The 25,570-nt window shown below is 37.7% G+C and carries 30 protein-coding genes; 21 read left to right on the forward strand and 9 right to left on the reverse strand.

What is annotated here, in order from left to right:
- Positions 1-2 precede the first annotated feature (2 nt).
- Positions 3-479 carry a bacterioferritin gene (bfr, locus tag TASI_RS00140; protein WP_014110718.1) on the forward strand — a complete coding sequence of 159 codons (477 nt, stop codon included), beginning with the start codon at positions 3-5 and terminating at the stop codon, positions 477-479.
- Between the two features lie 3 nt (positions 480-482).
- On the opposite strand, the gene TASI_RS00145 is transcribed toward bfr, so the two are convergent.
- Together TASI_RS00145 and TASI_RS00150 are read right to left on the reverse strand one after the other, a co-directional pair.
- A complete protein-coding gene (locus TASI_RS00145; protein WP_014110719.1) occupies positions 483-1,055 on the reverse strand; it encodes a hypothetical protein in 573 nt (190 codons plus the stop codon).
- Between the two features lie 3 nt (positions 1,056-1,058).
- Positions 1,059-2,663: a peptide chain release factor 3 gene (locus TASI_RS00150; protein WP_014110720.1), complete on the reverse strand. Its 1,605-nt coding sequence runs from the start codon at positions 2,661-2,663 to the stop codon at positions 1,059-1,061.
- A 74-nt stretch (positions 2,664-2,737) separates the two neighbouring features.
- On the opposite strand from TASI_RS00150, the gene TASI_RS00155 reads away from it, so the two are divergent.
- Genes TASI_RS00155 through TASI_RS00165 form a run of 3 tightly spaced genes read left to right on the forward strand, consistent with a single transcriptional unit; the run spans position 2,738 to position 4,835 of the window.
- On the forward strand, positions 2,738-3,400 hold the full coding sequence (locus TASI_RS00155; RefSeq protein WP_014110721.1) for a LemA family protein: 663 nt from the start codon (positions 2,738-2,740) through the stop codon (positions 3,398-3,400).
- Positions 3,401-3,409: 9 nt separating this feature from the next.
- On the forward strand, positions 3,410-4,348 hold the full coding sequence (locus tag TASI_RS00160; protein ID WP_014110722.1) for a TPM domain-containing protein: 939 nt from the start codon (positions 3,410-3,412) through the stop codon (positions 4,346-4,348).
- On the forward strand, positions 4,281-4,835 hold the full coding sequence (locus tag TASI_RS00165) for a TPM domain-containing protein (RefSeq protein WP_228359743.1): 555 nt from the start codon (positions 4,281-4,283) through the stop codon (positions 4,833-4,835). Before TASI_RS00160 ends, TASI_RS00165 begins: the two co-directional genes overlap by 68 nt.
- Here TASI_RS00165 and TASI_RS00170 read toward each other — a convergent pair.
- From TASI_RS00170 to TASI_RS00190, 5 genes are all read right to left on the reverse strand, one after another.
- A complete protein-coding gene (locus TASI_RS00170; RefSeq protein WP_014110724.1) occupies positions 4,830-6,206 on the reverse strand; it encodes a DUF3482 domain-containing protein in 1,377 nt (458 codons plus the stop codon). The genes TASI_RS00165 and TASI_RS00170 overlap by 6 nt on opposite strands.
- On the reverse strand, positions 6,203-7,591 hold the full coding sequence (locus tag TASI_RS00175; RefSeq protein WP_014110725.1) for a DUF2868 domain-containing protein: 1,389 nt from the start codon (positions 7,589-7,591) through the stop codon (positions 6,203-6,205). The genes TASI_RS00170 and TASI_RS00175 overlap by 4 nt, the downstream gene beginning before the upstream one ends.
- 8 nt (positions 7,592-7,599) lie before the next feature.
- Positions 7,600-7,959 (reverse strand): YkvA family protein, encoded by a 360-nt coding sequence (locus TASI_RS00180; RefSeq protein WP_014110726.1) that lies wholly within the window; start codon positions 7,957-7,959, stop codon positions 7,600-7,602.
- Positions 7,960-8,019: 60 nt separating this feature from the next.
- Positions 8,020-8,268, reverse strand: a complete 249-nt coding sequence (locus TASI_RS00185) for a GlsB/YeaQ/YmgE family stress response membrane protein (RefSeq protein ID WP_014110727.1) — start codon at positions 8,266-8,268, stop codon at positions 8,020-8,022.
- 97 nt (positions 8,269-8,365) lie between these two features.
- Positions 8,366-9,280 carry a LysO family transporter gene (locus tag TASI_RS00190; RefSeq protein WP_014110728.1) on the reverse strand — a complete coding sequence of 305 codons (915 nt, stop codon included), beginning with the start codon at positions 9,278-9,280 and terminating at the stop codon, positions 8,366-8,368.
- Positions 9,281-9,388: 108 nt separating this feature from the next.
- Here TASI_RS00190 and TASI_RS00195 point away from each other — a divergent pair, with 108 nt between their 5' ends.
- The 7 genes from TASI_RS00195 to TASI_RS00225 all read left to right on the forward strand — a co-directional run bounded on the left by TASI_RS00195 (position 9,389) and on the right by TASI_RS00225 (position 14,097).
- Positions 9,389-10,171 carry a transporter substrate-binding domain-containing protein gene (locus TASI_RS00195; protein ID WP_014110729.1) on the forward strand — a complete coding sequence of 261 codons (783 nt, stop codon included), beginning with the start codon at positions 9,389-9,391 and terminating at the stop codon, positions 10,169-10,171.
- 76 nt (positions 10,172-10,247) lie between these two features.
- Positions 10,248-10,934, forward strand: a complete 687-nt coding sequence (locus TASI_RS00200; protein ID WP_014110730.1) for an ABC transporter permease — start codon at positions 10,248-10,250, stop codon at positions 10,932-10,934.
- A 17-nt stretch (positions 10,935-10,951) separates the two neighbouring features.
- A complete protein-coding gene (gene hisM, locus TASI_RS00205; protein WP_028884312.1) occupies positions 10,952-11,665 on the forward strand; it encodes a histidine ABC transporter permease HisM in 714 nt (237 codons plus the stop codon).
- Between the two features lie 5 nt (positions 11,666-11,670).
- Entirely contained in the window at positions 11,671-12,438 is a 768-nt protein-coding gene (locus TASI_RS00210; RefSeq protein WP_014110732.1) for an ABC transporter ATP-binding protein, read from the forward strand.
- 3 nt (positions 12,439-12,441) lie between these two features.
- On the forward strand, positions 12,442-13,269 hold the full coding sequence (locus tag TASI_RS00215; RefSeq protein WP_028884311.1) for a sulfite exporter TauE/SafE family protein: 828 nt from the start codon (positions 12,442-12,444) through the stop codon (positions 13,267-13,269).
- Between the two features lie 18 nt (positions 13,270-13,287).
- Positions 13,288-13,671 (forward strand): MliC family protein, encoded by a 384-nt coding sequence (locus TASI_RS00220; protein ID WP_014110734.1) that lies wholly within the window; start codon positions 13,288-13,290, stop codon positions 13,669-13,671.
- A 6-nt stretch (positions 13,672-13,677) separates the two neighbouring features.
- On the forward strand, positions 13,678-14,097 hold the full coding sequence (locus TASI_RS00225; RefSeq protein ID WP_015551791.1) for a hypothetical protein: 420 nt from the start codon (positions 13,678-13,680) through the stop codon (positions 14,095-14,097).
- Here the strand turns inward: TASI_RS00225 and ubiA are convergent.
- Entirely contained in the window at positions 14,057-15,004 is a 948-nt protein-coding gene (gene ubiA, locus TASI_RS00230; protein ID WP_014110736.1) for a 4-hydroxybenzoate octaprenyltransferase, read from the reverse strand. The genes TASI_RS00225 and ubiA overlap by 41 nt on opposite strands.
- A gap of 61 nt (positions 15,005-15,065) precedes the next feature.
- Between ubiA and TASI_RS00235 the strand changes: the two genes are divergently transcribed.
- Together TASI_RS00235 and aspS are read left to right on the forward strand one after the other, a co-directional pair.
- Entirely contained in the window at positions 15,066-16,358 is a 1,293-nt protein-coding gene (locus TASI_RS00235; RefSeq protein WP_014110737.1) for a putative Na+/H+ antiporter, read from the forward strand.
- A 15-nt stretch (positions 16,359-16,373) separates the two neighbouring features.
- Complete coding sequence (gene aspS, locus TASI_RS00240) at positions 16,374-18,170, forward strand: aspartate--tRNA ligase (protein ID WP_014110738.1); 1,797 nt, start codon at positions 16,374-16,376, stop codon at positions 18,168-18,170.
- Between the two features lie 42 nt (positions 18,171-18,212).
- On the opposite strand, the gene TASI_RS00245 is transcribed toward aspS, so the two are convergent.
- The gene (locus TASI_RS00245; RefSeq protein WP_014110739.1) at positions 18,213-18,644 is read right to left on the reverse strand and encodes a hypothetical protein; all 432 of its coding nucleotides are present in this window, start codon (positions 18,642-18,644) and stop codon (positions 18,213-18,215) included.
- Between the two features lie 126 nt (positions 18,645-18,770).
- On the opposite strand from TASI_RS00245, the gene TASI_RS00250 reads away from it, so the two are divergent.
- From TASI_RS00250 to TASI_RS00285, 8 genes are read left to right on the forward strand one after another with little or no spacing between them, the layout of a single operon-like run.
- The gene (locus tag TASI_RS00250; RefSeq protein WP_014110740.1) at positions 18,771-19,406 is read left to right on the forward strand and encodes a site-2 protease family protein; all 636 of its coding nucleotides are present in this window, start codon (positions 18,771-18,773) and stop codon (positions 19,404-19,406) included.
- A 3-nt stretch (positions 19,407-19,409) separates the two neighbouring features.
- A complete protein-coding gene (gene waaC, locus TASI_RS00255) occupies positions 19,410-20,363 on the forward strand; it encodes a lipopolysaccharide heptosyltransferase I (RefSeq protein WP_014110741.1) in 954 nt (317 codons plus the stop codon).
- A 3-nt stretch (positions 20,364-20,366) separates the two neighbouring features.
- On the forward strand, positions 20,367-21,665 hold the full coding sequence (locus TASI_RS00260) for a 3-deoxy-D-manno-octulosonic acid transferase (RefSeq protein ID WP_044977853.1): 1,299 nt from the start codon (positions 20,367-20,369) through the stop codon (positions 21,663-21,665).
- A gap of 7 nt (positions 21,666-21,672) precedes the next feature.
- Complete coding sequence (locus tag TASI_RS00265) at positions 21,673-22,548, forward strand: biotin--[acetyl-CoA-carboxylase] ligase (protein WP_014110743.1); 876 nt, start codon at positions 21,673-21,675, stop codon at positions 22,546-22,548.
- Entirely contained in the window at positions 22,549-23,427 is an 879-nt protein-coding gene (locus TASI_RS00270) for a type III pantothenate kinase (RefSeq protein WP_014110744.1), read from the forward strand.
- Positions 23,428-23,432: 5 nt separating this feature from the next.
- Positions 23,433-23,624 carry a hypothetical protein gene (locus tag TASI_RS00275; protein WP_014110745.1) on the forward strand — a complete coding sequence of 64 codons (192 nt, stop codon included), beginning with the start codon at positions 23,433-23,435 and terminating at the stop codon, positions 23,622-23,624.
- The gene (locus tag TASI_RS00280) at positions 23,596-24,240 is read left to right on the forward strand and encodes an alpha/beta hydrolase (RefSeq protein ID WP_044977856.1); all 645 of its coding nucleotides are present in this window, start codon (positions 23,596-23,598) and stop codon (positions 24,238-24,240) included. Before TASI_RS00275 ends, TASI_RS00280 begins: the two co-directional genes overlap by 29 nt.
- 9 nt (positions 24,241-24,249) lie before the next feature.
- Positions 24,250-25,542, forward strand: coding sequence for a D-alanyl-D-alanine carboxypeptidase family protein (locus TASI_RS00285; protein WP_014110747.1), 1,293 nt, complete (start codon positions 24,250-24,252; stop codon positions 25,540-25,542).
- Positions 25,543-25,570 lie beyond the last annotated feature (28 nt).

Consider the following 25,570-nt stretch of genomic DNA (forward strand, 5'->3'; position numbering starts at 1 on the left):
ATATGAAAGCTCCAACCGATTCTAATAAATATTTAAACTCAGTCTTAAAGCTTCAATTAACCTCAATTAACCAATATTTTCTCCATGCCCGTATGCTTAAGAATTGGGGATATGAGCATTTAGGGCATAAAGATTATCACCAATCCATCGATCATATGAAGATGGCCGATTCTGTTATTGAAAGAATCTTTTTGCTTGAAGGTTTGCCTAATCTTCAAGATTTAGGAAAACTTCGCATCGGTGAATCTATACCTGAAATCATTCAGTGCAATCTTGATATTGAGTATGATTTAAGGAATTCTTTGGTAGCTGCGATTGCCCATCTAGAGTCCGTTGAGGATTTTGTATCTAGATCCCTTCTTGTAGATATACTAGAAGAAAATGAAGAGCAAATCGACTGGCTTGAAACTCAAAGAGATTTAATTACTGATATAGGCTTAGAAAATTATCTTCAATCTTCAATGGAAGAGACGGAATAGAATTTATCTTTCGCAGTCTCGTACTTTGCCCCATGCGTTATTCGCTGAACAGTAATTGTTTCTTACGCGTCTAACGCATTCACCCCTTTCGCCAAATCCTTTTTTTCTACATTCTGCTAGTTCCGCATGGAAACTAGCCTCCCAATTATTGCTATTACTAGGAGCAACAGGTACTGATACAGGATTATGAATAGGTGCGGGAAAATTTCCCTTAGCGTTACTTGCTGATTGATTAGCATAGATACTGTTTGGTGAATTTGGATCAATTAATGGTGCTAGAGGATCATTTTTTAGCTGGCTAAGCATTTGAGCCTCAGTTGATTTTTTAATTTTCCAATTAATCGAATAATTCTTTTCTGGGATCCCAATTAATCCATTCATAAGGGGTTGTGGCGGCTCTTTCATCACAGGTATACCATCAGGACCTAATACTGGTGATGGATCTTCTTCAGAAAGATTTTTTAAATTTGCTTGTGTTGGGGCATGGGCTATTAACCACTCTCCAGCTTGCAGACCAGCCAAAGTGGCTGCACCCGCCAATAGTAGCAAAGTAAAAAATAGTAAACGCCAAGACATTAATTAATTTCCTTTGTGGTAAACATTTGCTCCTTGCTCTCTCATTGTATGAAATTTTATGGCTGGATGTAATTCTTCCTGAACCCTAAGCTGTGCCAGTGAACTGAATAAAAATGCGGGTCCTTCTACAACGTCATATGCAATATGTTGTGCATTGTTGCGCATAAATTTCTGTAATGCATTTTCGTCATCAGAGGTAAACCATCGTGCCATTGTATAACGAGAAGGCATAAGTTGTGCATCAACTCCATATTCGGTTTTGAGTCTATGCAAAACAACTTCAAATTGCAACTGACCTACTGCCCCTAAGAGTAGGGCACCAGCCTCTGGACGAAATACTTGGATAGCACCTTCTTCACCTAGTTGAGTTAATCCTACACGAAGCTGTTTTGATTTAAGTGGATCTTTTACCTCTACAGCTTGAAACAGTTCAGGGGCAAAAAATGGGAGACCTGTAAATTGTAGAGATTCACCCTCTGTTAAAACATCCCCTAAATGTAATATTCCGTGGTTCGGTATGCCTATCACATCCCCAGCATAAGCTTCATCTAGTAATTCTCTTCTTTGAGATAGAAAGGAAACTACATTATTTGGTCTGATTTCTTTATTAGAACGAACATTTTTAAGACGCATGCCTCTTTCAAATCGACCAGAACATACGCGAACAAATGCCACTCTATCTCTATGAGCAGGATCCATATTTGCCTGTACTTTAAATACTACGCCTGTAAATTTAGGTTCTTCGGGTTCTACAGTTCTCTGTAATGTTTCCCTAGAGCCAGGCTTTGGAGCCCATTTAACTAAAGTATCTAAAACTTCTTGAACACCAAAATTATTTACAGCAGAGCCAAAAAATATCGGAGTATGTTTTGCTTCCAAGAATTGCTTGTGGTCAAAAGCAGGAGAGGCTTCCTTAATTAATTCAATTTCTTCTAAAGCTTTCTCGTAGTAACTACCAAATCTTTCTTTTAGAATAGGGTTATATAAGTCTTCAATAGTTTCCTCAGACTTATCTACTCTTTCAGTACCCGCTTTAAAAACTCTCATCCTATTGTTTTGAAGATCAAAAACGCCTGAAAAATGTTTTCCCATACCGATAGGCCATGAAAATGGAACCGCATCCATCCCAAGGTGCGACTCAATTTCTGCAAGCAAATCTAGAGGCTCCTTCACTTCTCGGTCAAGTTTGTTGATAAAAGTAATAATGGGAGTGTTTCTAGCTCGACAAACTTGGAGTAGTCTAATTGTTTGCGGCTCTATACCGTTTGCCGCATCAATAACCATTATTGCGGCATCAACAGCAGTTAGTACTCTGTATGTATCTTCAGAGAAATCTTGGTGACCTGGTGTGTCTAATAAATTTATTACACAGCCCTTATATTCCATTTGCATAACTGAAGATGCAACAGAAATACCACGTTGCTTTTCAATTTCCATCCAATCGGATGCAGCATGACGACTAGCTTTGCGAGCCTTAACACTGCCTGCAATTTGAATTGCTCCTGAAAATAAAAGGAGTTTTTCAGTAAGAGTGGTTTTTCCTGCATCAGGGTGGGAAATAATTGCAAAGGTTCTTCTACGTGAAACTTCTTGTGAAATATTTGACATTTTCTTATTAATTCTTCTAAGTATCGGTATTGTATAATGATTTACTTTAATTATGGGTGCTTAGGGGATATGTTATGAACCTATTTAGACGATTTTATAAATACCTAGCAATGGTTTTATTGCCACTAGCATTAACTGGCTGTGGTTATAACGAACTTGTATCCTTAGAGGAGGAAGTAGATAAAACTCTTTCTGATTTAAATGCACAGTTCGAACGTCGCCTAGGCTTAATAGATAACTTAGTTCAATCTAACTTACTACAAACTGAGGAGACTAGAAAACTCTTCACTGATGTTATAGAGGCTAGGGCATCTGCTACTAAACCTAATATCCATTTAGATAAAGATATGACTCAAGAACAAATGGATATGGTTGCTAGAAATCAAAGTGCTTTAGGTGCAACTATTTCTAGACTTTTAGTTAATATAGAACGTTACCCAAATATTAATTTTGATTCAGCGTTTAAGGATTTACGTGTTGCTATCGAAGGTACTGAAAACAGAATACAGGTAGCTAAAGAGAGATATAACGCTATTGCTAAACAATACAATACAAAAATCCGTCAATTCCCTACAATTATCACTGCTAAGATTATTGGTTTTAAACAAAAACCTTACTACAACGTTCCTGATGCTGATCAAATTAGAAGGCCAGGAAAAGTTAGTGATGCAGTCAGGGATATGAGATCTACTGGCGGTTCTAATACTGCACCAGCACCAGCTCCAGCTCAACCGTAGAAGAAATCAATGTTGCGTAGATTATTTTTGATTCTCTTTGTATTCCTAGGTTTTTTCAATCTAGGAGTGCAAGCTCAGCCACAAAATTCAGAGCACCCACCTTTAAAAGTTGATGAGTTTAAAAGGCTTGAAATACCTAAGCTCACAAATTATTTAGTTGATTATGCAGATGTGGTTCCTCAATCCTTAGAGGATTCTATCAATTTGGACCTTAAGAAGTTTCAAGATCAATCGGGATCACAAATCTTCATTCTGACAGTTCCTTCTACAAATCCTGAAGACATAGTTGAATATGGCGTAAGAGTTTTCGAGAATTGGAAGGCAGGCAGAGCTGAGTACGACGATGGGGTTCTATATCTTGTAGCTGTAAATGATAGAAAACACCGTCTTGAGATAGGAAAAGGTTTAGAAGGTAGGATTCCTGATGTAGTAGCTATTAGTATTCTCGATGATGTAGTTAAGCCTTATTTTGTTAAGAGCGACTATGCGGGCGGCATTAATGCAGCAGTAGGGTCTATAAAAAAACTTATATTGCAAGAAGAGCTTCCTAAGCCATCAAATAGTTCGACTACAGAGTCAGTAGATAGGCCTCTAGGCTTTTTTGGAATTTTTATTCCCTTAATTGTTGGCCTTCTTATAGGGGTAGTTTTCCACCCAACTATTGGCGGCATAGTTTCATATGCTTTGTCACCCGTAGGATTTATTGGTTCCATATTCATTGCGCTATTTGTATTTATGGTTGCTTCTGGATTCAGATCTATGGCAGACCCTTTAACCGCTTTGGGTAGTAAAAATGGCTCTAGGACTTCTCGTGGAAGACGAGGAAGTCATTGGGGTGGCTTTGGCGGAGGCGGAGGTGGCTTCGGCGGAGGTGGCTTCGGTGGAGGCGGCTTTGGTGGAGGCGGCGGCGGTAGTAGCGGCGGCGGAGGTGCAACTAGTGGCTGGTAATAAACTGATTAATTCTCTTGGAATAACGCAATTATCAGGCGTTCTAATTAAGCGCAAATATTTTAATGATCGTGCTGTGGCGGAGCTTGAATCATATATACGAGAGAGCGAAACGAAGCATAAAGCTGAACTGGTTGTGGCTATAGAAACATTGCCACCTTCAGGGCAGACTCTTAGCCAAGAAAGGGCATTAGAAGTGTTTGGAAGATTACGAGTTTGGGATACGCCTCTTAATTCTGGCGTACTGCTCTATATCAATCTCTCCGTTAGAACTATTGAGATTATTGCGGATAGAGGTATTGAAGTATCTAATGCTTCATGGCAGTCAGTATGCTCAGGGATATCTACTCATTTCGCACAAAAGCAATATATGATAGGCTTAAAAAAAGGTATAGAAGAAATTACTGAGCTATTAGCTGAAAATCATATGGAAGATATAGAAAATCCTGAGGAAAATCGCTTATCAAATAAACCGCATTTTTTATAGAATCTCAATAGTTTGTAATTCTTTACTTAATGCTTTTATGACTTCGCGTTTAGCCTCATTGGTTTTCGATCGGCCGCCTATAGAGGACCATTCAGGATGACCCCGAGCCGTAGAGATTTCTTCGGGCATAGCATTAATCCACATTTTTTTATATTCAGTAGGTAGAGCTATCGGTGTCATCGATGCATGCCCTCGCCTATCCAATGCCGCAATCAACAATAATCCCCTAACAGCCATAAGCCGTACTACATTATCATCCACACTGAGTTCCTGATATCCAAGATATTTAGCCTTTAGCCGATTGCCTACCTTAGCCGCTCCTCCAGCAACACTTCCTAAAATGCCGCCAAATAAAGCTGCCGTCCCTAGAGATAGACCAGCTGTAAGCACATCAAGAGCCATTCCAGTCATGGCCCCAGCTGCAAATCCCGACCCAACATGAATCCCAACATCTCTCAAAGCACTCGGTTCAAATAAATCACTACCCCATCTTTCGCCTTCAATAGGAATCATCTTCCTTGGGTAATCCTCCTCTGTAAAACGATAGTGCTTAAGTACATCTACATTAAATTTGTGTTCCCGCTCACGCACATTATTTTGCACAATTTCCCAATTTTCTCGAACACTCTCTTCATCCGTTTTACTTGGGACTTTATATGAAGCAACATCGATAAGCATTTCCGCAAGCAGTGTCAATGCCCCTTTTTTTCGACTTTTTCGCTGCTTATTTATCCTCTCGGCCAACTGCTTTAGCGGTTCATCATAATCTGATAACACGATCGCAAGCTTTTTGTAGAGCATTTCAACACCATCGATTGCGGGTGCAACAGTATCAAATTCAATGCTTAAATGAATATTATTTTCTGATAGTGCCTCTTTCCATTGCTCTAAATAATTGTTTTCACTGTGCATAAAATTTAAGATGGCAATGAGCGGGCGTCCGCACAAACTCATGATATATAGCTCATCTCGGTGCTTGCTCATTATGTGATCTCGTATATCGATTACGTACAATCCTGCAGTGCTTTCAGTTAATTGCTTTAAAACGCGTGCTTCTTGGGCGTATCGTCTCGTGCTTTCGGGGGACTTTAAAAATTTTCGGATTAATTCCAAGTTTGAAATCCGAGTATCTTCATATGATTGCAATTGCTCTAAGTAATCGCGTAAGCCCTCAGAATCCTCAAATCCAGGCGTATCAATAAGTGTTATTTCATGACCATTAAGTGGAATTACAGCAGCTTCAAGACCCTTTGATGTCCCAGGCATATCATCTACTTCTCCAAATGACTTATCCTCTAATAAAGTTCGCATAAGAGAGGTTTTGCCTGTATTAGTGTGCCCGACTACGGCAAGTTTTAGCTTAATACTCATAGAGTTTTCCACTTATTCAATTCGCTTTCATGCAAATAAATATTCTTCTCGCTGATTCCAAGTTCGATCAAAATATTTTTCCACACAAGAGCCCTATCGCTAATTTCAGTGCCATCAAAAGAATTTAGTAAAAATACAGAAATCTCTCCCGAATATTGAGAGAAATTCTTAATTTGATATTGAATACCTCTATCTGGGGTTTGCTTTCCATCTAGCACAATAAGCACTTTCTCAAGCGGGTGTTCGCTTATAGAATCAAGAAATTTTTGCTTCTTAGTGCGCCCATCCAATATACCTGCATCGCTTATGCCATCTTTTGGTGCAAATGGCGGCCACACCTCCCTAGGGGCTAAATCAATGCCAACAATAGCATATCTTCCAAGATTATGTTTAATTGTGTTTGTCGATACCCTTATGTTTTCTAATTCATAATTTCGATTGTGTTCATCTTTTGGTTTATATGTGTGAACAGCATTGAATTCAAGCCTTTTTGCTAAGGTGGCAATGCCCCCGCTTTCCATATCAATATGTGCTTTTCTCAATTTTCGTCTTAGCATACAAAAACTAAGTACGAATGCTATAAGCCTAATCAATATGCCCCATATTGTTAACTGGCCAATCAACCACCACGACCATGTCTCATGATCCGCAAATAGATTTGATATCGTATTCGAACTATTCAATATCATATCTCTAGAAGGCATGGCAAAGCCGAGCAATGATGGAATGTATCCCACAAATTCAACAAAATTTGCAAAGCTATCGGAACTCAAAATAGTGGTTTCCCAATTAAATGTATAGCTTCGAGTGGCCAATAGAATGATAATAAATATCGTTGTTATAGTTAGATTAATCAACCAAAACCCATGACTAACAGATGCAAATAGCCATCTTGTAGCTTTGGCTTTATTGATAGTGGTTAAAAATGAGTGAATACTTCTTACATAATTTGGACTTCTAGACACTTTCTCAGAGAGCCAAATCCAAATTCGCCCTAGTAGTGTGACATTAAGCTTTCCGAAAAATAGTGAAAACAGCCAGAATATAAATGAAATAAGATGTAAGCCTAATAAAGTTATAAATAGGCTTAAAACATTTATAGATGACCGAGAGGCACCGAGTGATCCATATGCCAGGCCAACCCCAGAAAATATTGCGATAAGGGCTAGAAGAATTAGCGCAATTTTAGCGAACATGGCCCATTTGTCCATGGATTGCGTGATTTTATCCCTATGAGCTAACTTTGTAGCTCGTTTAATAATTTTTTGATCTATAGAAATTTGCTCATTTCTAAGCGAATTAACTATTTGTTGATCCTCAAACGGACCTAGCTCGTCTTCAGTATTGGATATGGTCTCTACAAGCCATAAATCACGAAATCGCACAGTTAAAGTTAGTCCTTATAGTTAGGAAACCATTTGAACATACTTTCACGAGCTTTCTGTTTAACTTCTGGTGTGATATAGGAGGCAATGGTCACGAGTGCTCCTGCAATTACACTTAAATCATCTGTAAAACCTATGCCAGGCAAAAGATCAGGAATTGCATCAATAGGCAAGAATAAGTACGCAAGGGCACCATAAATAACCCTTTTTGCCCATTTAGGTGTTTTGGGACTGCGAAGTGCGTAAAAGAGAGTTAAACCTTTTTCTAATAAAGGTTTGCCTAAGCGAGAGCCGACTTTTTTAAATGAACTAGTAAGTTCAGCATCACTAGTTTCGTAATTATTTTTAGACTTATTTCTTGAGAACATAATTCCTCCAATTAAAAAGGCGTGTCTAGACACGCCTTAAAGAGAGACGTAAGTCTAGAATTAAGATTTTTTAGTAACTAGGCCAACAATGAATAAAATTACAAGAGCACCAATTACAGATCCAATGAAACTAACTGGTTCACCTATAGTGTAGAATCCTAATGCTTGACCAAGATAACCACCAACTACAGAACCAGCAATACCAAGTAAAGTAGTGAAAATGAAACCTAAGCCTTGGTTTCCTGGCATAATTGCTTTAGCAATAAGACCTACAACGAAACCAACAACGATTGTCCATAAAATACCCATAATGAAAACTCCTATATTTTGTTAGATAAGGGGTAATTTGAAGAGTTCAAGTTCTTCAATCAGGTAATTTTAACATTTAGCAATCAAAAGTAAATTTTTAATACAAACTTAGTATTGCAGTAAGTAAGAACGGGGTAATTAGAGTAAATGCTATTCCGATATATAGGCCTTGCAAAGTATAGTTAAGACCACAGGTCTTTCTTATAATTGGCAATGTAGTGTCCATGGCTGTCCCGCCTGCTGTTGCTATAGCTGAATCAGGATATCGATGACCTATAAAGAAAATGAAAAAAATACTAAGTATTTCACGAAACAAATCCGTAAGAAGCATGGTTGCACCGTAAATTTGTCCAATCTGTCCTGCAACCATAGTACCTGACAACGAAAACCATCCAAACCCTGAGGCATATAACAATCCATCTTTCCACGATAGCCCTAATAATAGTGCTGTTAGGAGTCCTCCCATTAGTCCTATGGCTGTTATGGTAATAGGCATCCAAAGAATGCGAGGTTTAAGTTGTCTGATTTTTAGAGGAGAAAAAGTTATATCGATTCCTATTAGGAAAAGCATAATATAAAGAAATACCATGGGCTGAGGCATCCATTGAGCTGGAATATCATTAGTAACTAAAGCTATAGATATAACAAGACCTGCAGCTACAGAAGCTAGAGCAAGTAGCACTTCTAAAATAATATGCGAAAGCTTAATATCTTCCCGATTATCCTTGCTTTGCGATGGCTTTTGTTTATAAATGATAGCCATTACGATGGCAATGCACACCGTTATAGAAAGTGCTAGTAAAAAAGCTGTGATCAGTATGTCTCTAGGGTTTGATAATCTTTCATAAACTAAACCGAATTCCCACCCTATCGTAAAAAGCAAAATCCACACTAATATACCTAGTTTTAAGACAGCTGATTTTGTGTATTTGCTAGGTACAGTGCGCCCTACAAATATTCCTAATGCTATAGCTAAAAATAGAGGGGAAATAGTTTGAATTAGGTTAATCATAAATTGCTTGATTTTAGGTATTTTACCTAATAAAAATAACTAGTAATTGTACTTTTTTTATTAAATAATATTCGAACTAAAGTAAAAGTTTTTTGTAGGAGACTCACTATGCGTTCACTTTTATTAACTGCAGGATTGGTGTTAGGGCTTGCCTCAGTAGCTCAAGCCAAAGACTTTACAGAACTCCGAATTGGTACCGAATCTGGATACGTTCCTTTTGAGTATAAAAACGAAAAGGGTGAGTTAATTGGTTTTGACATCGAAGTCGGAAATGCAATTTGCGAAAAACTAAAAGCAAAATGTACTTGGGTAGAACAACCTTTTGATGCATTAATTCCTGGTTTGCAAGCTCGTAAATTTGATATTATCCACGCTTCAATCACTCATAATGAAGCACGCGAAAAAGTTATCGATTTTACAGATGATGTATATGCGATTCCAACTCAGCTTATCGCTAAAAAAGGTTCTGGTATCGTAACTGAGGATGATTTGAAAGGTAAGCGTTTAGGTGCACTTCAAGGATCCGCACAAGAAGCTTATGCTCGCCGTGTTATATCTAAAAAAGACGTTAAGGTCGTATCTTACAAAGAGCAACCTCAAACTTTCATCGACTTAAAAGCTGGACGTATTGATGCAGCTATCGTAGAAAAACCAAACGCTAATAGCGCATTCATTGCCACACCAGAAGGTGCTGATTACGAATTTGTAGGTCAGCCTCTTGAGCATGAACTTCTAAATAACCGAATTAGTATTGGCTTACGTAAAGGCGATAAAGATCTTAAAGAAGCACTAGATAAAGCTATTGCTGAATTGCGTGCTGAAGGTAAAATCGCTGAAATTGCTAAAAAATATTTCAAAGAAGGCGAGCTTGATCTTCTAGATAAAAAATAAGCTCTTCATTAAAATGAAGTGCCCACTTGTTTTTATAATAAGTGGGTGCTTTTTTTAATTATTCGTAAGTATCGTTATGTTAGAAGGTTATGAAGGGCAAATACTACAGGGAACTATATCTACTATTGTTTTAGCTCTCTCGTCTTTGGTCGTTGCATTTATACTTGGAATGGCTACGGCTGTAGCAAAAGTATTTGGAAACCGTTTTTTTAAATTCTTAGCCACAATTTATACGACCTTAATACGAAGTGTCCCAGACCTAGTATTGATGTTGCTGATTTTCTTTGGCATTCAAATTCTTTTGAATTCTATTACTGACGCTCTAGGGGTAAATCAGATAAATTTAGATCCATTTGTGACTGGTGTGCTTACTATTGGTTTTGTATATGGGGCTTTCTTTGGGGAAACCTTCAGGGGAGCTTTTTTGGCTGTTCCGAAGGGTCAGTATGAGGCCGCTAAAGCTTATGGTTTATCTCAGCATCGAACCATGTGGCATATTATGTTTCCGCAGATGATGCGTTATGCATTGCCAGGGGTAGGAAATAATTGGCTGATTGTTCTTAAGGCCACGGCACTTGTTTCTATTTTGGGTCTTCAAGATCTAGTTTTAGTTACACAGGAAGCTGGACGTGCTACTCAAAAAATGTTCCTATTTATTTTTATAGCTGGGGCTATCTATCTACTTTTGACCACAATATCAAATGTATTTTTGTATTGGCTCGAACGCAGATACTCTGCAGGCATTAAAGAGGTGGATATCTAATGAGCTTTTTTGAAGATATTCTTACGGTAGCAAATGAATATTGGGAACCACTAATTTGGTGGGATGGCACCCAATATTCTGGGCTTGCTATTACACTTTGGACACTGTCTTTATCCATATTCCTGGCATTTATATTGGCATTGCCACTTTCGCTTATGAGGGTTTCCAAAAACCCTTGGATACGTGGGCCTATCTGGGTATTCACATATGTTTTTAGGGGCACACCACTTTATATTCAACTTCTTCTTATATATAGTGGTTTTATAAGTTTAGAATTTGTTAAAGAAACTCCTGTCTTGCATGACTTTTTCTTTAGTGGTTTTAATTGTGTAATTCTTGCCTTTACACTTAATACTCTAGCATACACGATTGAAATTTTTGCTGGATATATAAAATCCACTCCAAGTGGTGAAATCGAGGCGGGTCGTGCTTATGGTATGACTAAACCACAAATATATAAGCGAATCATATTGCCATCTGCGTTAAGGAGAGCATTGCCAGCTTATAGTAATGAGGTCATACTCATGCTTCACTCTACAACCATTGCCTTTACTGCTACTGTGCCTGATATTTTGAAGGTAGCACGTGATGCGATGAACGATACTTATTTAACCATGGCTTCTTATACAGTCGCAGCATTAATCTATATGGTTATATCGTTTGTGATTGTTTGGATTTTTAGATTAATTGAACGTCGTGCATTAGCCTTTTTGGCATACGACAAAGAGTAGGGATTATGTATAAATTAGACGTACAAGATATTCATAAATCATACGGCAATAATGAAGTATTAAAAGGCGTATCGCTCCAAGCTAAGGCAGGAGATGTTATAGCTATTATTGGATCTTCAGGTTCTGGTAAAAGTACATTTTTAAGGTGCATAAATTTTTTAGAATACCCTGACTCTGGAACAATTACTCTAATGGGTGAATCTCTTGGTATGCAAAAAGATTCTAAGGGTAAGACTCGTGTTACGGATGCTGGTCAGCTTCAAAGATTTAGAACTAAGCTTGCGATGGTGTTCCAACACTTTAATCTTTGGGCACATATGAATGTTTTGGATAATGTGACTGAAGCCCCTGTCCATGTGCTTGGATTAAGCAAGACGGAAGCTGTAGAAAGAGCTCGTAAATATTTACAAAAGGTGGGCTTGCCAGAAGACGTAGAGAAAAAATATCCATCTCAATTATCAGGCGGTCAGCAGCAGCGCGTAGCTATTGCACGAGCACTTGCGATGGAGCCTGAAGTTATGTTGTTTGATGAACCAACATCGGCCCTAGATCCTGAATTGGTTGGTGAGGTGCTTAAGGTTATGCAACAGCTAGCCGAAGAGGGCCGTACGATGATTGTGGTTACCCATGAGATGGGCTTTGCCAGAAACATTGCCACACAAGTGCTATTTTTGCACAAGGGTTTGGTAGAGGAAGCTGGTACACCAGATGAGGTATTTAATAATACTAAGAGCCCACGTCTTCAACAATTCTTATCGGGTAATCTTAAATAATAGATGTCCGTTTTATCAATTTTTATATTACTTCTTCTAGGGAGTTTTGGTGGCCTAATGGCGGGACTTCTAGGAGTGGGTGGGGGCATGGTTCTTGTCCCCTTTTTAACTTCTCTGTTCACCACTTTTGAATTTCTTCCTCAGCAGTATGTAGTGCACATATCCATTGCAACAGCTATGGCTACGATTATGTTTACTTCTTTATCAAGCATGCGTGCTCATCATAGGCGTGGGGGCGTGAGATGGGATATTTTCATAAAATTCGTGCCAGGGATTTTAATAGGTGGATTACTCTCAGGCGGTGTGATTTTTAAGATGATTGATATTGGATGGCTTGCTTTAGTTTTTGCTATTTTTGTGAGCTATTCTGCAATCAATATGTTTAGAAAGAAGTCTGAGGACTCTGTTACGCGAGAATTGCCAAACACTATATTTATTGCCTTAGTGGGTGTGGGTATTGGTTTGGTTTCAGGCATTGTTGGAGCGGGTGGCGGCTTTTTGACAGTACCGTTTCTCGTTTGGTGTAGTGTGCCCATGCGTAATGCTGTGGGTACTTCTGCGGCCTGTGGTTTCCCTATTGCTGTCTCAAATGTAATAGGGTATATATATGGAGGCATGGGTGAAATCGGTGTGCAGGATGGTCTGATTGGTTTTGTGTATTGGCCTGCCTTGCTAGCATTGATTTCAATGAGTGTTATTTTTGCTCCTATTGGGGCGCGATTAGCACATTCATTGCCAGTTAATACTTTACGTAAAGTATTTGCTGTTTTATTATTTTTTCTTGCCTTTTTAATGCTTAAGCGCTCGTTGCTTGAGTTTGGGTTTATATGATTTTTATAAGGAAGTTATATGAAAAATTTAAAATTTGCTTTAGTTACACTTGCTTTGACTGCGGGATGTGCATCTCAAGCTACAACAGAGAAAACTATGAAAGAAGTTCAAATGACACCAACAGAAGAGCTTCAAAAATATATCTATCTATGTGAAAATAGTAAAACAATGCAAGTGATTTACGTAAACACAGATAAGCAATCCTATGCTCTTATTACAGAGATGAACGAAATTATTCCTCTTGTAAATGTTCCAAGTGGATCAGGTGCTATTTATGAGGCTATGGGCACAAATTACGATTATCAATTGCTTACTAAGGGCGAGGAGGCTTCTCTTCAGTCAGGTAACAAAGCAATCCTTAAAGATTGTAAAATCTCAAATAAAGTTAAACTTTACAAGTAGGAAATCATGAGAGTTAACCGTCACGGTCCTGTCCAACACGTTTTAAATTTTATTTTTTTATATTTATTACTGTGTGTGATGGTTACCTTGGTCTTTGCGTTAACTCTCCTTTTTAAAAATAATTTTGATATCTCTTTTAATAACTTTATAAGAATTACAGCTTATACCCTGGGCTATATCGCTCCTGTAATGTCCGTTCCGGCTTTCTTAGTTTCTGTAGGATCCTTCTTTTTGCTTGAAAAAGGTGTGAGCAAAAAAGAGCTTATGGTTTGGAGTGCGATTGGGGGCGTACTAATAGCCGCATATGTACATTTGGGTGCATTCCTGCCAGGTCTTTGGTGGCTAGCAGGAATTGTAATGGGAGTGTTCTTTTATTTAGCTTTGATTAGATTGTCGCAAAATCGACCATCACCCCAAGACATATAGCTAAAAGCAACAATACATTAACAAAAATATTATCCTTGAATAGTTGAAAATTGCCCGAAGCGTCGTCTATTTTGAATCTTTGAATTTGGCCATAAAGCATAGCTGCAACTACAAATATAATTACGAAATATGCCCAATTCATATACAACAAGTATCCAGCTAAGGTCCAACTAAAGATAGAAAAAATAAAGAATCCGCTAATCCAAATTTTACCTTTATCGCCAAATAATCTAGCTGTTGATTTAAGACCTAACTTAGCATCAAACTCAATATCGCAATATGCATAAAATGTGTCATATGCTAAATGCCAAGACACAACACCTAAATACATTAAGAACGCCCCTAGTGGCAATGAATTTGTGACCTCCGACCAAGCCATAAGCATGCCCCAGTTAAATGATATCCCTAAAATAATCTGAGGCCAAAAAGTGAATCTTTTCCCTAGAGGATATATGATTACAAGAGGTACAAGTGCAAAGGCTAAAAGGATAGAGAATTTATTTAAAAATATTAGTAATAAGCAAGCAATAAGCATTTGTGCAATAAAAAACAATACAGCTTGCTTTAGGGAAATCTGTCCTGAGGTCAAAGGGCGAAATCTAGTTCGCTCTACATGTTTATCAAAATTTCTATCCCAAATATCGTTTATTGTGCATCCTGCACTTCTAAGCAAAAAGGTGCCTACTATAAATATAAGTGTGTTTTTTAAACTTGGTAAGCCATGTGTAGCTTGAACAAGTGCCATATAAGTAGTGATTACAGCGAACCAAGTGCCTGCTGGTCTATCGATTCGTGCTAATCTTGCATATGGGACCCATGATTTAGGCAAATATTTTGAGACCCAATCATCAATGAATATATCGCTTAAATCAGTATTCTTGAAGTTGTTATTTGAAGTTCCGTCCATTTAATTTTGGTAAAATCAGAAATTACTTTATTTTAAGCATATTCTTTGACAGGAGTGTATTTTGGCTAGCACTATAGAAGTAATTGCCACCATATTATTTGCTATAGCTATTATTCATACTTTTTCGGTTCCTTTCTTCGCGAAGCTTGCCCATAAAGGTGGACCACACGCTGGAATTTGGCACTTGTTTGCAGAAGTAGAAGCTGTATTTGGTATTTGGGCGACAGTATTAATTGTATTGATGATTGTTACAGATGGATTCCATGAGTCCATAGCCTATCTTGAATCTCGTAACTTTACTGAACCACTTTTTGTATTTGTTATTATGGTAGTGGCCGCTAGTAGGCCTATCGTTGTTCTTGTTAGAAATATTGTTAAATTTCTTGCTGAGTATCTTCCTGTCAGAACTGAAGTTGCAAGCTTTTTTATTACTCTTAGTCTAGTTCCTCTTTCAGGTTCCCTTATTACTGAGCCAGCTGCTATGACATTAGCGGCTTTTATGCTTAAAGAAGGTTTTTTTGCTCGTACAGGGAACACACGTTTTAAATATTTAGTAATTGGTACCTTATTCGTAAATATCTCTATAGGTGGTGTTCTTACGGCATATGCTGCTCCACCTGTGCTTATGGTAGCTGGATCTTTCGGTTGGGATACTAGCTTTATGCTTACTCATTTCGGATGGAAAGCTGTAATTGCTATCTTAATTAATACTAGTATCATTACATTCATCGCAAAAAAAGATATCATTCTTAACTCATCCTCAAGTATCAAAAATCATTATAGACACAGAATTTTAGATAAGGAAAAACCACTTCCAGAAATCCCTATTCCTGTGACTATTATTCATGTATTTTTCTTAGTTGCTGTAGTTTTAGCCTCTCACCATATAGTTGTTTTTATTGGTTTGCTGCTTTTGTTTATAGGTTTTTGTGATGCTTATAGTCGTTATCAAAGACCTTTGTTAATTCGTGAAGGTCTAATGGTTGGATTCTTCTTGGCAGGGCTAATTATTTTGGGTGGTTTACAAAAATGGTGGTTACAAGATGTGTTATCTGCATTGAGTCCATCTGAATTGTTCTGGGGTACAACATTCCTGACTGCTTTAACAGATAATGCAGCCTTAACTTACTTAGGTTCTCTAGTGGAAGGCACTTCTGACCTTTGGAGATATATGTTGGTTGCGGGTGCTGTGACTGGTGGTGGTTTGACTGTTATCGCTAATGCACCAAACCCAGCAGGCTTCTCTATATTAAGGCATCATTTCCCTAATAATGCCATCTCTCCTCAATATTTACTTCTAGCGGCTCTAGTACCTACACTTATAGCCGCTGGGATGTTCTTACTCCCATTTTAAATGGAGCGTTTTTTTATGACTCGTACTTGCTATGTCGGCAAAGTAAATACTGATTATTTAAATAAGACTGTAACTTTATACGGTTGGTGTCATCGTCGTCGTGATCATGGCGGCGTTATTTTCTTAGACTTGCGTGATCGTGAGGGTTTGGCTCAAATCGTTTTTGACCCCGATAATCAAGAGGCTTTTAAAATTGCGGAAACTATCCGTAATGAATACTGTATTAGGGTGACTGGTCTAGTTAGAAATCGCCCTGAAGGCACTGTGAATAAAGATCTTTATTCTGGTGAAATTGAAGTGTTGTGTAATGAAGTAGAAATTCTTAATGCTTCTGTCACTCCTCCTTTTCAATTAGATGATGAAAATCTATCTGAAACTATTCGTCTAACTCATAGAATTATAGATTTGCGTCGTCCTGTTATGCAAAATAATATGATGCTTCGTTATAGAGTGGCTATCGAATCTAGAAAATATTTAGATGAACTTGGATTTATAGATATTGAGACACCGATGCTCACACGCTCTACACCTGAGGGTGCACGTGATTATTTAGTGCCTTCTAGAGTGCATGATGGGCAGTTTTATGCATTGCCACAATCACCTCAATTATTTAAGCAAATGCTTATGGTTGCAGGATATGACAGATACTATCAAATCACTAAGTGTTTCCGTGATGAAGACTTACGCGCGGACCGTCAACCTGAATTTACCCAAATAGACTGCGAAACTTCTTTCCTTAATGAACTGGAAATTAGAGATATATTTGAAGGTATGATGCGTCATGTTTTTAAAGCGGTTAAAGGCATTGAGCTTGCAGACCCATTTCCAGTTATGAGTTGGTCAGAAGCCATGGGAAGATATGGATCTGATAAACCAGATCTTCGTATTTCCCTAGAATTTACCGAACTAACAGAACTGATGAAGAATGTTGAGTTTAAGGTGTTTCAATCAGCAGCCAATATGGAGGGCGGCAGAGTTGTTGCTATGAGAGTACCAGGAGGTGCTACTCTAAGCCGCAAAGAGATTGATGATTACACTCAATTTGTTGGAATTTATGGAGCTAAAGGTTTAGCTTACATTAAGGTAAACTCTGTGTCTTCTGGTCGTGAAGGGCTTCAATCCCCGATAGTAAAAAATATTGATGACTCTACTTTAAATGAGATTCTTACTAGAACTGGAGCCCAAGACGGCGACTTAATTTTCTTTGGTGCGGATAAAGCCAAAATCGTAAATGATTCTATGGGGGCATTAAGGGTTAAGTTGGGTCTTAGCGATTTTGCTAAACAACAGGGGCTTTTCAAAGCTGGTTGGCAGCCTTTATGGGTAGTTGATTTTCCTATGTTTGAATACGACGAAGAAGAAGGCCGTTACACAGCTGCTCATCATCCATTTACAAGTCCAAAAGATGGTCATGAGGATTTGCTTGAATCTGACCCATCTAAAGCTTATGCAAAAGCTTACGATATGGTTCTAAATGGCTGGGAAGTTGGAGGTGGATCTGTACGTATCCATAAAGAAGAAGTGCAAAGTAAAGTTTTTAGAGCACTAAAAATAGGGCCTGAAGAAGCTAGAGAAAAATTTGGATTCTTGTTGGATGCTCTTCAATATGGAGCTCCTCCTCACGGTGGTTTGGCTTTTGGGCTTGATAGATTGGTAACCTTGATGGCTGGAGCAGAATCAATCAGAGATGTTATTGCATTCCCTAAAACTCAAAGAGCACAGGACTTGCTTGTTCAAGCTCCTTCTCCCGTAGATGAAAAGCAATTAAGGGAACTGCATATAAGATTAAGAAATCCTGTAGTGACTCAGTAATCTTTACTATGAAATAAAGGGACCCTTTAGGTCCCTTTTTTATTAATATTGGATAATGTCGTATCCTCTTTTCTCCATACATTGATCCATTACGGTTTTTCTAGGATTTTGGCTAGTATTTCTACCAACTGATAGTGCACCAGCTAATCCTGAAGCAAGTCCAGCAGCTCCACCAGCAATAGTCCAATGATCACCGCTATAACCTTTACTGCCCCAATTATTTAAAAAGCCATCTAAAATAGCACCACCCATTGCACCTGAAATGGTAGAAGCAATAGCTAATAGTCCACCGACAATATCGATCCTAGAAGTATAGTTAACAGTCTGATCTGCTAAAGCACTGCAATCAGCCATATGTTGTTCAAGCAAGGCTTTATCCAAACCATAAGAATCAATAATTGGTCTGTATTGTTGACATGCAAAAGCAAATACAACAAAAAATAAAGCTAAAGTATGTTTTAATTGAGTAGTCATGATTTGAAACCGTTAGAAATATGAGCACTATTTATGATAAACAATTTTCACGCATTTTCAAGCCAGAATTGATATGTCTTTAAAATTAATAGGTTTTTTTGCCATTGTAATAATGATTTAATAATTATGGACCAGATTTTATACATAATTAGCGTATTTGCTGTACCAATTCTATTTGCTATTACCCTACATGAAGCTGCTCACGGTTATGTGGCTAATTTCTTCGGGGATAAGACTGCTTATATGTTAGGCAGAGTAAGTTTAAATCCAGTTAAACATATAGATCCAATAGGTACCGTAATATTGCCAGGGTTATTAGCTGCTTTAGGTGCTCCTATATTTGGTTGGGCCAAGCCTGTTCCAGTTAGATTTGGGGCTTTAAGAGATCCAAAAAAACATATGGTTTATGTGGCAGCAGCTGGTCCGATTGCAAACTTAATTATGGCTTTTTTGTGGGTCCTATGGTTTAAAATTCAAATTTCATTTGGCTTAAATTCTGGCGTTTTAAGAGATATGGCTATTGCTGGAGTTCAAATTAACTTGGTGCTTATGATTTTTAACTTAATTCCTATACCTCCTTTAGATGGTGGGAGAGTTTTAGTAGGTCTACTGCCTGATAGATTATCTTATAACATAGCAAAAATCGAACCTTATGGAATGTATATAGTATTATTATTGGTTATGGTTGGTGCATTTGGGTTTATATTGCCACCTATAATAAATCCACTTTTACGATTTTTGTTTTCCATTGTTGGTCTTTAGTTTATGACTAAAAAAATATTGATAGTTCGCTCTTCTTCACTAGGTGATATAGTTCACTTATTGCCAGCGATATCAGATATTCAAAAACACGTTAAAGATTTCACCATGGATTGGGTGGTTGAAGAGGCTTTTAGTGAAATACCTCTTTGGCATCCAGCCGTTAATGACATTATTGAAATAGCTCATAGAAGATGGCGTAAAGATTGGTTTGGATCGCGTTCTCGATCGGAGAGAAAAAAATTTATCAATAAACTTCAATCGACTAAGTATGACTTCATACTTGATATGCAGTCTCTCTTAAAATCTGCTTGGGTAGTATGGCTTGCTAAAGGTACTAAACACGGGTTGAATTGGAAGTCTGCGAAAGAGTCACCAGCATCATTGTTCTATAACATTAAACATAACATTGAGTATTGGCAAACTGCTGTCACTCGTCAAAGAATTCTTGCATCTAAAGTCTTTGGATATGAATTTGAGGGTGAGCCTGACTTTGGCCTTCAAGCTTTCACAAATAATGTTCAAGTTCAAAATTTTGCTGCTATTATGCCCTCAGCTTCAACAGATGAGAAACTTTGGGATGAATCTGCCTGGCATGCGGTTTTTAATCGATTAAATGAATATGGAATACCGATAAGGGTATTTTCAGGTAGTGTAAGAGAGACTGAAAGAGCTAGAGAATTAGTTAAAGATTTGCCAGATGCTGAGGTATTGCCACGTATGAATTTAACGGATGTAGCAAATACACTGGCCTCAAGTAAGGTAATGGTGGGTCTTGATAGCGGACTTACACATCTATCAGCGGCACTTGGTCGACCTACCATTGGAATTTATACATGTACCTCTCCAATACGAACTCCCGTAGTTGGATCTGGATACACAGCTAGTTTGGGTGATGTTGGTGTTCCACCTAGTCAAGCTATGGTTTTAAGCAAACTGGATGAAGCTCTAGGGAAGTAAGCTATGAGCAGGATGATATACAACGGTTTGTTAAGAATGTTTAAACCACTTATTTTTTCTTATATAATAAACAAAAAGAAAAAGCGTGGTAGCGATTTTGACATGCATCATCCTGAGAGGTTTGGTCTATACTCTACCTCCAAACCTAGAATCTATGCACCAGTATGGGTTCATGCAGTTAGTTTAGGGGAAACTAGAGCCTGTCAGCCTTTAGTAAGATTACTACTCGATAATGGCTTCCCTGTCTTACTTACGCATATGACTGATACTGGTAGAGCACAAGGTGCAAAATTATTTTCTGAGGACATAGCAAAGGGAAGTTTGGTTCAAGCCTGGATACCATATGATTTTCCAGAGGCTGTAGGGGGATTTTTTGGACACTGGAAGCCAAGATGTGGAATCTTGATAGAAAGGGAGGTCTGGCCTAATTTAGTTCACTATGCCAGTCAATTGAATATACCGATGGTATTAGTTAGTGCTAGATTTTCTGAAAAATCATCTAAATTAGTTAACTCTCTTGGCGGCGTTTTAAAAAATAGTTATAAGTCCTTAAAGCTTATACTTTCTCAGAGCTTTTTAGATAATCAGCATTTTGAAAGCATTGGTATAAATTCTCAAGTAACGGGAAATTTAAAATTTGATTTAAAAATTCCTCACGATCAAATAGATCTTGGTAAGCAAAAAAAGGTTTTATTAAAACGTCCTGTAGTTGTTATTGCGAGCACACGTGACGGTGAAGAACAAATGTTTATTAAAGACATAGTTCAGCTAAAAAAAGATAAACAAAATGAACAATTGCCGCTATATATTATTATTCCGAGACATCCAGAGAGATTTGCTGAGGTTGAACACCTCTTGAAAAAATCCCCTCTATCATTTAGTAGAAAGTCAGACAATCCATCTGAGCAAACTCTAAATGAAATTGACGTTCTGTTTGGCGACACGATGGGGGAATTATTCTATTACTATGGAATGGCTGATTGTTCAATAATTGCTGGAAGTTTTGGAGATTTTGGCGGTCAGAATCATATTGAAGCTTGTGCTGCTGGTGTACCAGTTATAGTTGGTCCTCATACACATAATTTTGAAAAATCTGTAAATGATGCAATTATTGAAGGAGTTGCACGCAGAGCTGAAAATACGCAACAAGCTTTGGTTTTAGCAAATTCTCTTATTTCACAACCTGAACAGTTAGAAATCATGGGGAAAACAGCAAAGCAGTGGCTTGCACTACATCAAGGCGTGAGTAAAAAAATCTTTAACTTAATTCTTCCATATATTTCCGATCGTAAGAAGAACTGAGGTCTCGATGAGCACGAGCTTATTGCCAAATCCAGAAATAATAATTTCTGATTTAAAACTTGCTCTCAAAGAATTTAAAAGTATCGAATGGAAAGAGCAAGTAGATTCCACTAATATTATTCTGCTTAGAGAGGCTAAGTCTTCAAATTCTCAGCTTCTTCGACCAGCTTTGATAGGAGCTCATTATCAATCATCTGGCAAAGGCAGGCAAGGAAAAAAATGGTCTAATTTAAAGGGCAATACACTGATGTTTTCTTGTGCGTATGACGTGATATTGCCACCAGATAAGATAGCAACGCTTGCACCTTTAGCGGGGATTGTGGCTTGTGAAGCTTTAAGAAAATCTATAGGTGGGCCAGGGTCAAACCTTCTTACTATGAAATGGCCTAACGATATTTACTACAAGGAAGCAAAACTATCGGGTTTGTTGGTAGAAGTTACTCGTCCTAGCACTGGTAAAATAGATTTTAATCACAACGTCATAGTAGTGGGCATGGGCATGAACCTAAACCATGCTAAAGAGTTAAGTAAGCAACTTGATCGGCCGATTGCTGACTGGATTTCTGTTATCAGAGATCTTCATCTTGATGCAACACAAATTAGTCATTCTATATCAGACTTGGTGTCCTTAATAGCACGCTCATGGATGAATGCTTTAGATATTTATAAGTCTGAAGGATTTGCTCGATTTAAAAAGATTCATGAAGATATGGACGCTTTGAGAGGGCAATTCATAGATGTGTATCAAGAAGGAAAATATGTGCTTACTGGAGAGAGCCTTGGTTTAAATGAAGAGGCTCAGTTATTAGTTAGGCTTTCAAATGATCAGATCATACCTCTGCTAAATGTTGACGTTTCTATTAAGAAATTAGGAACTAGTTAGATGGATAAAATTTGCATATTAATCGATAGCGGAAATTCTCGTATTAAGGCGAGAGCTTTTTGGCTAAATCATCCTGAGGCTGAAAAGAATTTAGATAAAGCCATAATTAATGAGATCACTATTTACAATCAAGAATATGCTAAGTTAGTTGGCTTTGTCGAAAGAATTACAAGAGATGGAAATATAGCGAAAGTATATGGCGTTACCGTTGCCACAGAAAATATTCGCACAGATTTAGAGAATGTGTTTAGGTCTTTTGACTTAGAGAAATCTAAAGATTTTAATCAAAAAGAGCCAATTGTATGGCTTGAGTCGGAAGAGAAAGCATTTTCAATTAAAAACCTATACGAAAATACTAAGCAACTAGGAGTAGATCGTTGGTTTGGTATTATTGGTGCACACTATCATTTAACACACCATTTGAAGGTCGATTCTAATGTAGCCCTTATTCATGTGAGTTTTGGGACGGCTACTACTGTTGATTGTATGCATAATGAGCAGCTGATTGGAGGGACAATATTGCCAGGGCTTCAGATGATGTTCGATAGTCTTTTTAGGGGAACGGCTCATCTGCCTAAAGTGGCTGTTAGTGCAAGTGATATTGTTAATTTTCCTTTAACCACTCATGCGGCTATACAAACAGGTGTTGTCTGTGCACAGGCTGGAGCTGTGTTTAGACAAATCCAAAAATTGTGGTTTCTTACAACTCAAGTTCCATATGTGTTTATTAGTGGTGGGGCTAAAGAAACTATCGTCGACGAAATTAATTCTATTTGCTCGCATTGGTCCACTGCTGCTGGCCTTGCACAAGTTGAATGCATCGAACTTGAAACTACAGTATTGGACGGGCTTCAATATTATGTTTCTAATAAGGGATAAATTTTATGGGTAAGATTTTATTGCTTATTGTTTTGAATGTATTAATGTTTATTTTTGGTATGGGATATTTTGGTTTTTCACCTAAAGATATCAGTTTCCAATCTAAACATACGCATGTTGAATTTAAACCTCTTCAAATTGAAATACTAAAAACTCAGCCTGTAGCAAATGAAAACACAAACACTACAAATTCCTAGTCCAATGGGCATTATTGATTGTGATATCGATTGGCCCTTAGAAATAAATCAAACCGATGTAACTGGATGGGCCTTATGTCTTCATCCGCATCCACTTCATGAAGGTTCAAAAACCAATAAAGTCACAACTACTCTTGCACGTGCTTGTTGTTCAAAGGGCATGGTTAGTTTTAGACCTAATTTTAGGGGTGTAGGTGATTCAGAAGGAGAGTTTGCGGATTCTGTTGGAGAAACGGAAGATATGAAGTTTTTAGTTGAATATATATTAAATCAATATCCTCAATTAAAAGATAAGCCTTGGGTGCTTGGTGGTTTTTCATTTGGTTCTGCAGTAGCAGCTCAACTATATCAAGAGATTAAGGACTCTGAAATTGAATTACCAAAATCATTAATACTGCTTGGGGTAGCTGTTTGGAAGTACGCAAAAAGGGAAATTGATTTGCCTAAAAATACTTTGCTTGTACATGGCTATGATGATGAAATCATACCTTTTGATGAGGCTGTGGATTGGTTAAAAAATTATGAGTTACCCCTCGTTACCATTCCAGATTGTGGACATTTTTTTCACGGTAAACTTATAATTGTTAAAAATTTGATTGATGATTTTTTAGGTTAACGAGGATTTATGGCTAGAAGAAAATCTCCAGTAAAACTTTTATTAATATTATTGATTCTTGTACTTGGGGTTTTTGCCATAACTACTTTTTTCGAAGGTAAATCTTCAAGTTCCGATGAATCAGATAGCAAGATTATTGCCACCCCAACTACTCCACTTAAATCTTCCATTAGAGATCACTCTGAAAGATCAAGCATAACTCCAACTAGTCCGTCAACTCCAGCATTGGCTGATATTGCTGGAATTCAGTCTCCTGAATTAAATGTGAAATCATGGCTTGTACTGGATATGGAAAGTGGTCAGATTATTGCTCAATTTAATCCTGATCTTAAAGTTGCACCAGCTTCTCTTACTAAGCTTATGACTTCAAGTTTAGTATTTGAAGCTCTTGAGGACAAACGATTAAATCTTGACCAAGAGGTCATCGTATCTGAAAAGGCATGGAAGACAGGTGGTTCTCGTATGTTTATAAACGTGAACGACAAAGTCACAATTTCTGAACTACTTCAAGGTATGGTTGTTCAATCGGGGAATGATGCATCTATTCAATTGGCTGAAGCCGTATCTGGAACCGTGGATACTTTTGTCACTGAGATGAATGAGAGTTTGCAGGCATTCCATATGCTTAATTCACATTTTGCAGATCCGACGGGATTGCCATCTCCAGATACATACACAACAGCTAGAGATCTATCTGTATTAGCTCAACACATAATAGTTGACTTCCCTCAGTACTATCATTACTTTAGTCAACCTGAATTTACTTACGGTAAGATTCGACAAACTAACACCAATGGTTTATTGGGAAAAATCGAAGGTCTTGATGGCTTAAAAACTGGTCATACTGACGAAGCTGGATACTGTCTTGTTACTTCAGTTAAAAGGGGTAATCGACGTATCCTAACAATATTAATGGGTGCGGAATCAATAAAGAAACGTGAGCAACTTAGTAAGCAACTTATAGACTGGGCATTTCAAAATTTCGTCAATGTTGAATATGCTAAAGCGAACGCACCATTTGTAGAGCATAAAATTCGTGACGCTAAAGGTGAAAAAGCTGTATTTCAATCTACTAAGCCAGTTGTGATTACGGTTCCTAGGGGTGAGGAAGCAAATATTCAAGTTTTATCTCAAATCAGCAGTGACCTAAAAGCACCATTAACCGCAGGACAAGCGTATTCTGAAGTTCAATTTGTTTTAAACGGTAAGTTTCTAAAAAATGAACAACTAGTTCTAGCTCATGATGTTGAAAGGGTCGGCTTCTTTAAGCGTTTACTAAATAGAGTAACTAGTATTTTTTAGTATTAATTTAAAAATAAGGGAAAGTAAT

The organism is Taylorella asinigenitalis MCE3, assembly GCF_000226625.1.
In the GTDB taxonomy this organism is placed as follows: Bacteria; Pseudomonadota; Gammaproteobacteria; order Burkholderiales; family Burkholderiaceae_B; genus Taylorella; species Taylorella asinigenitalis.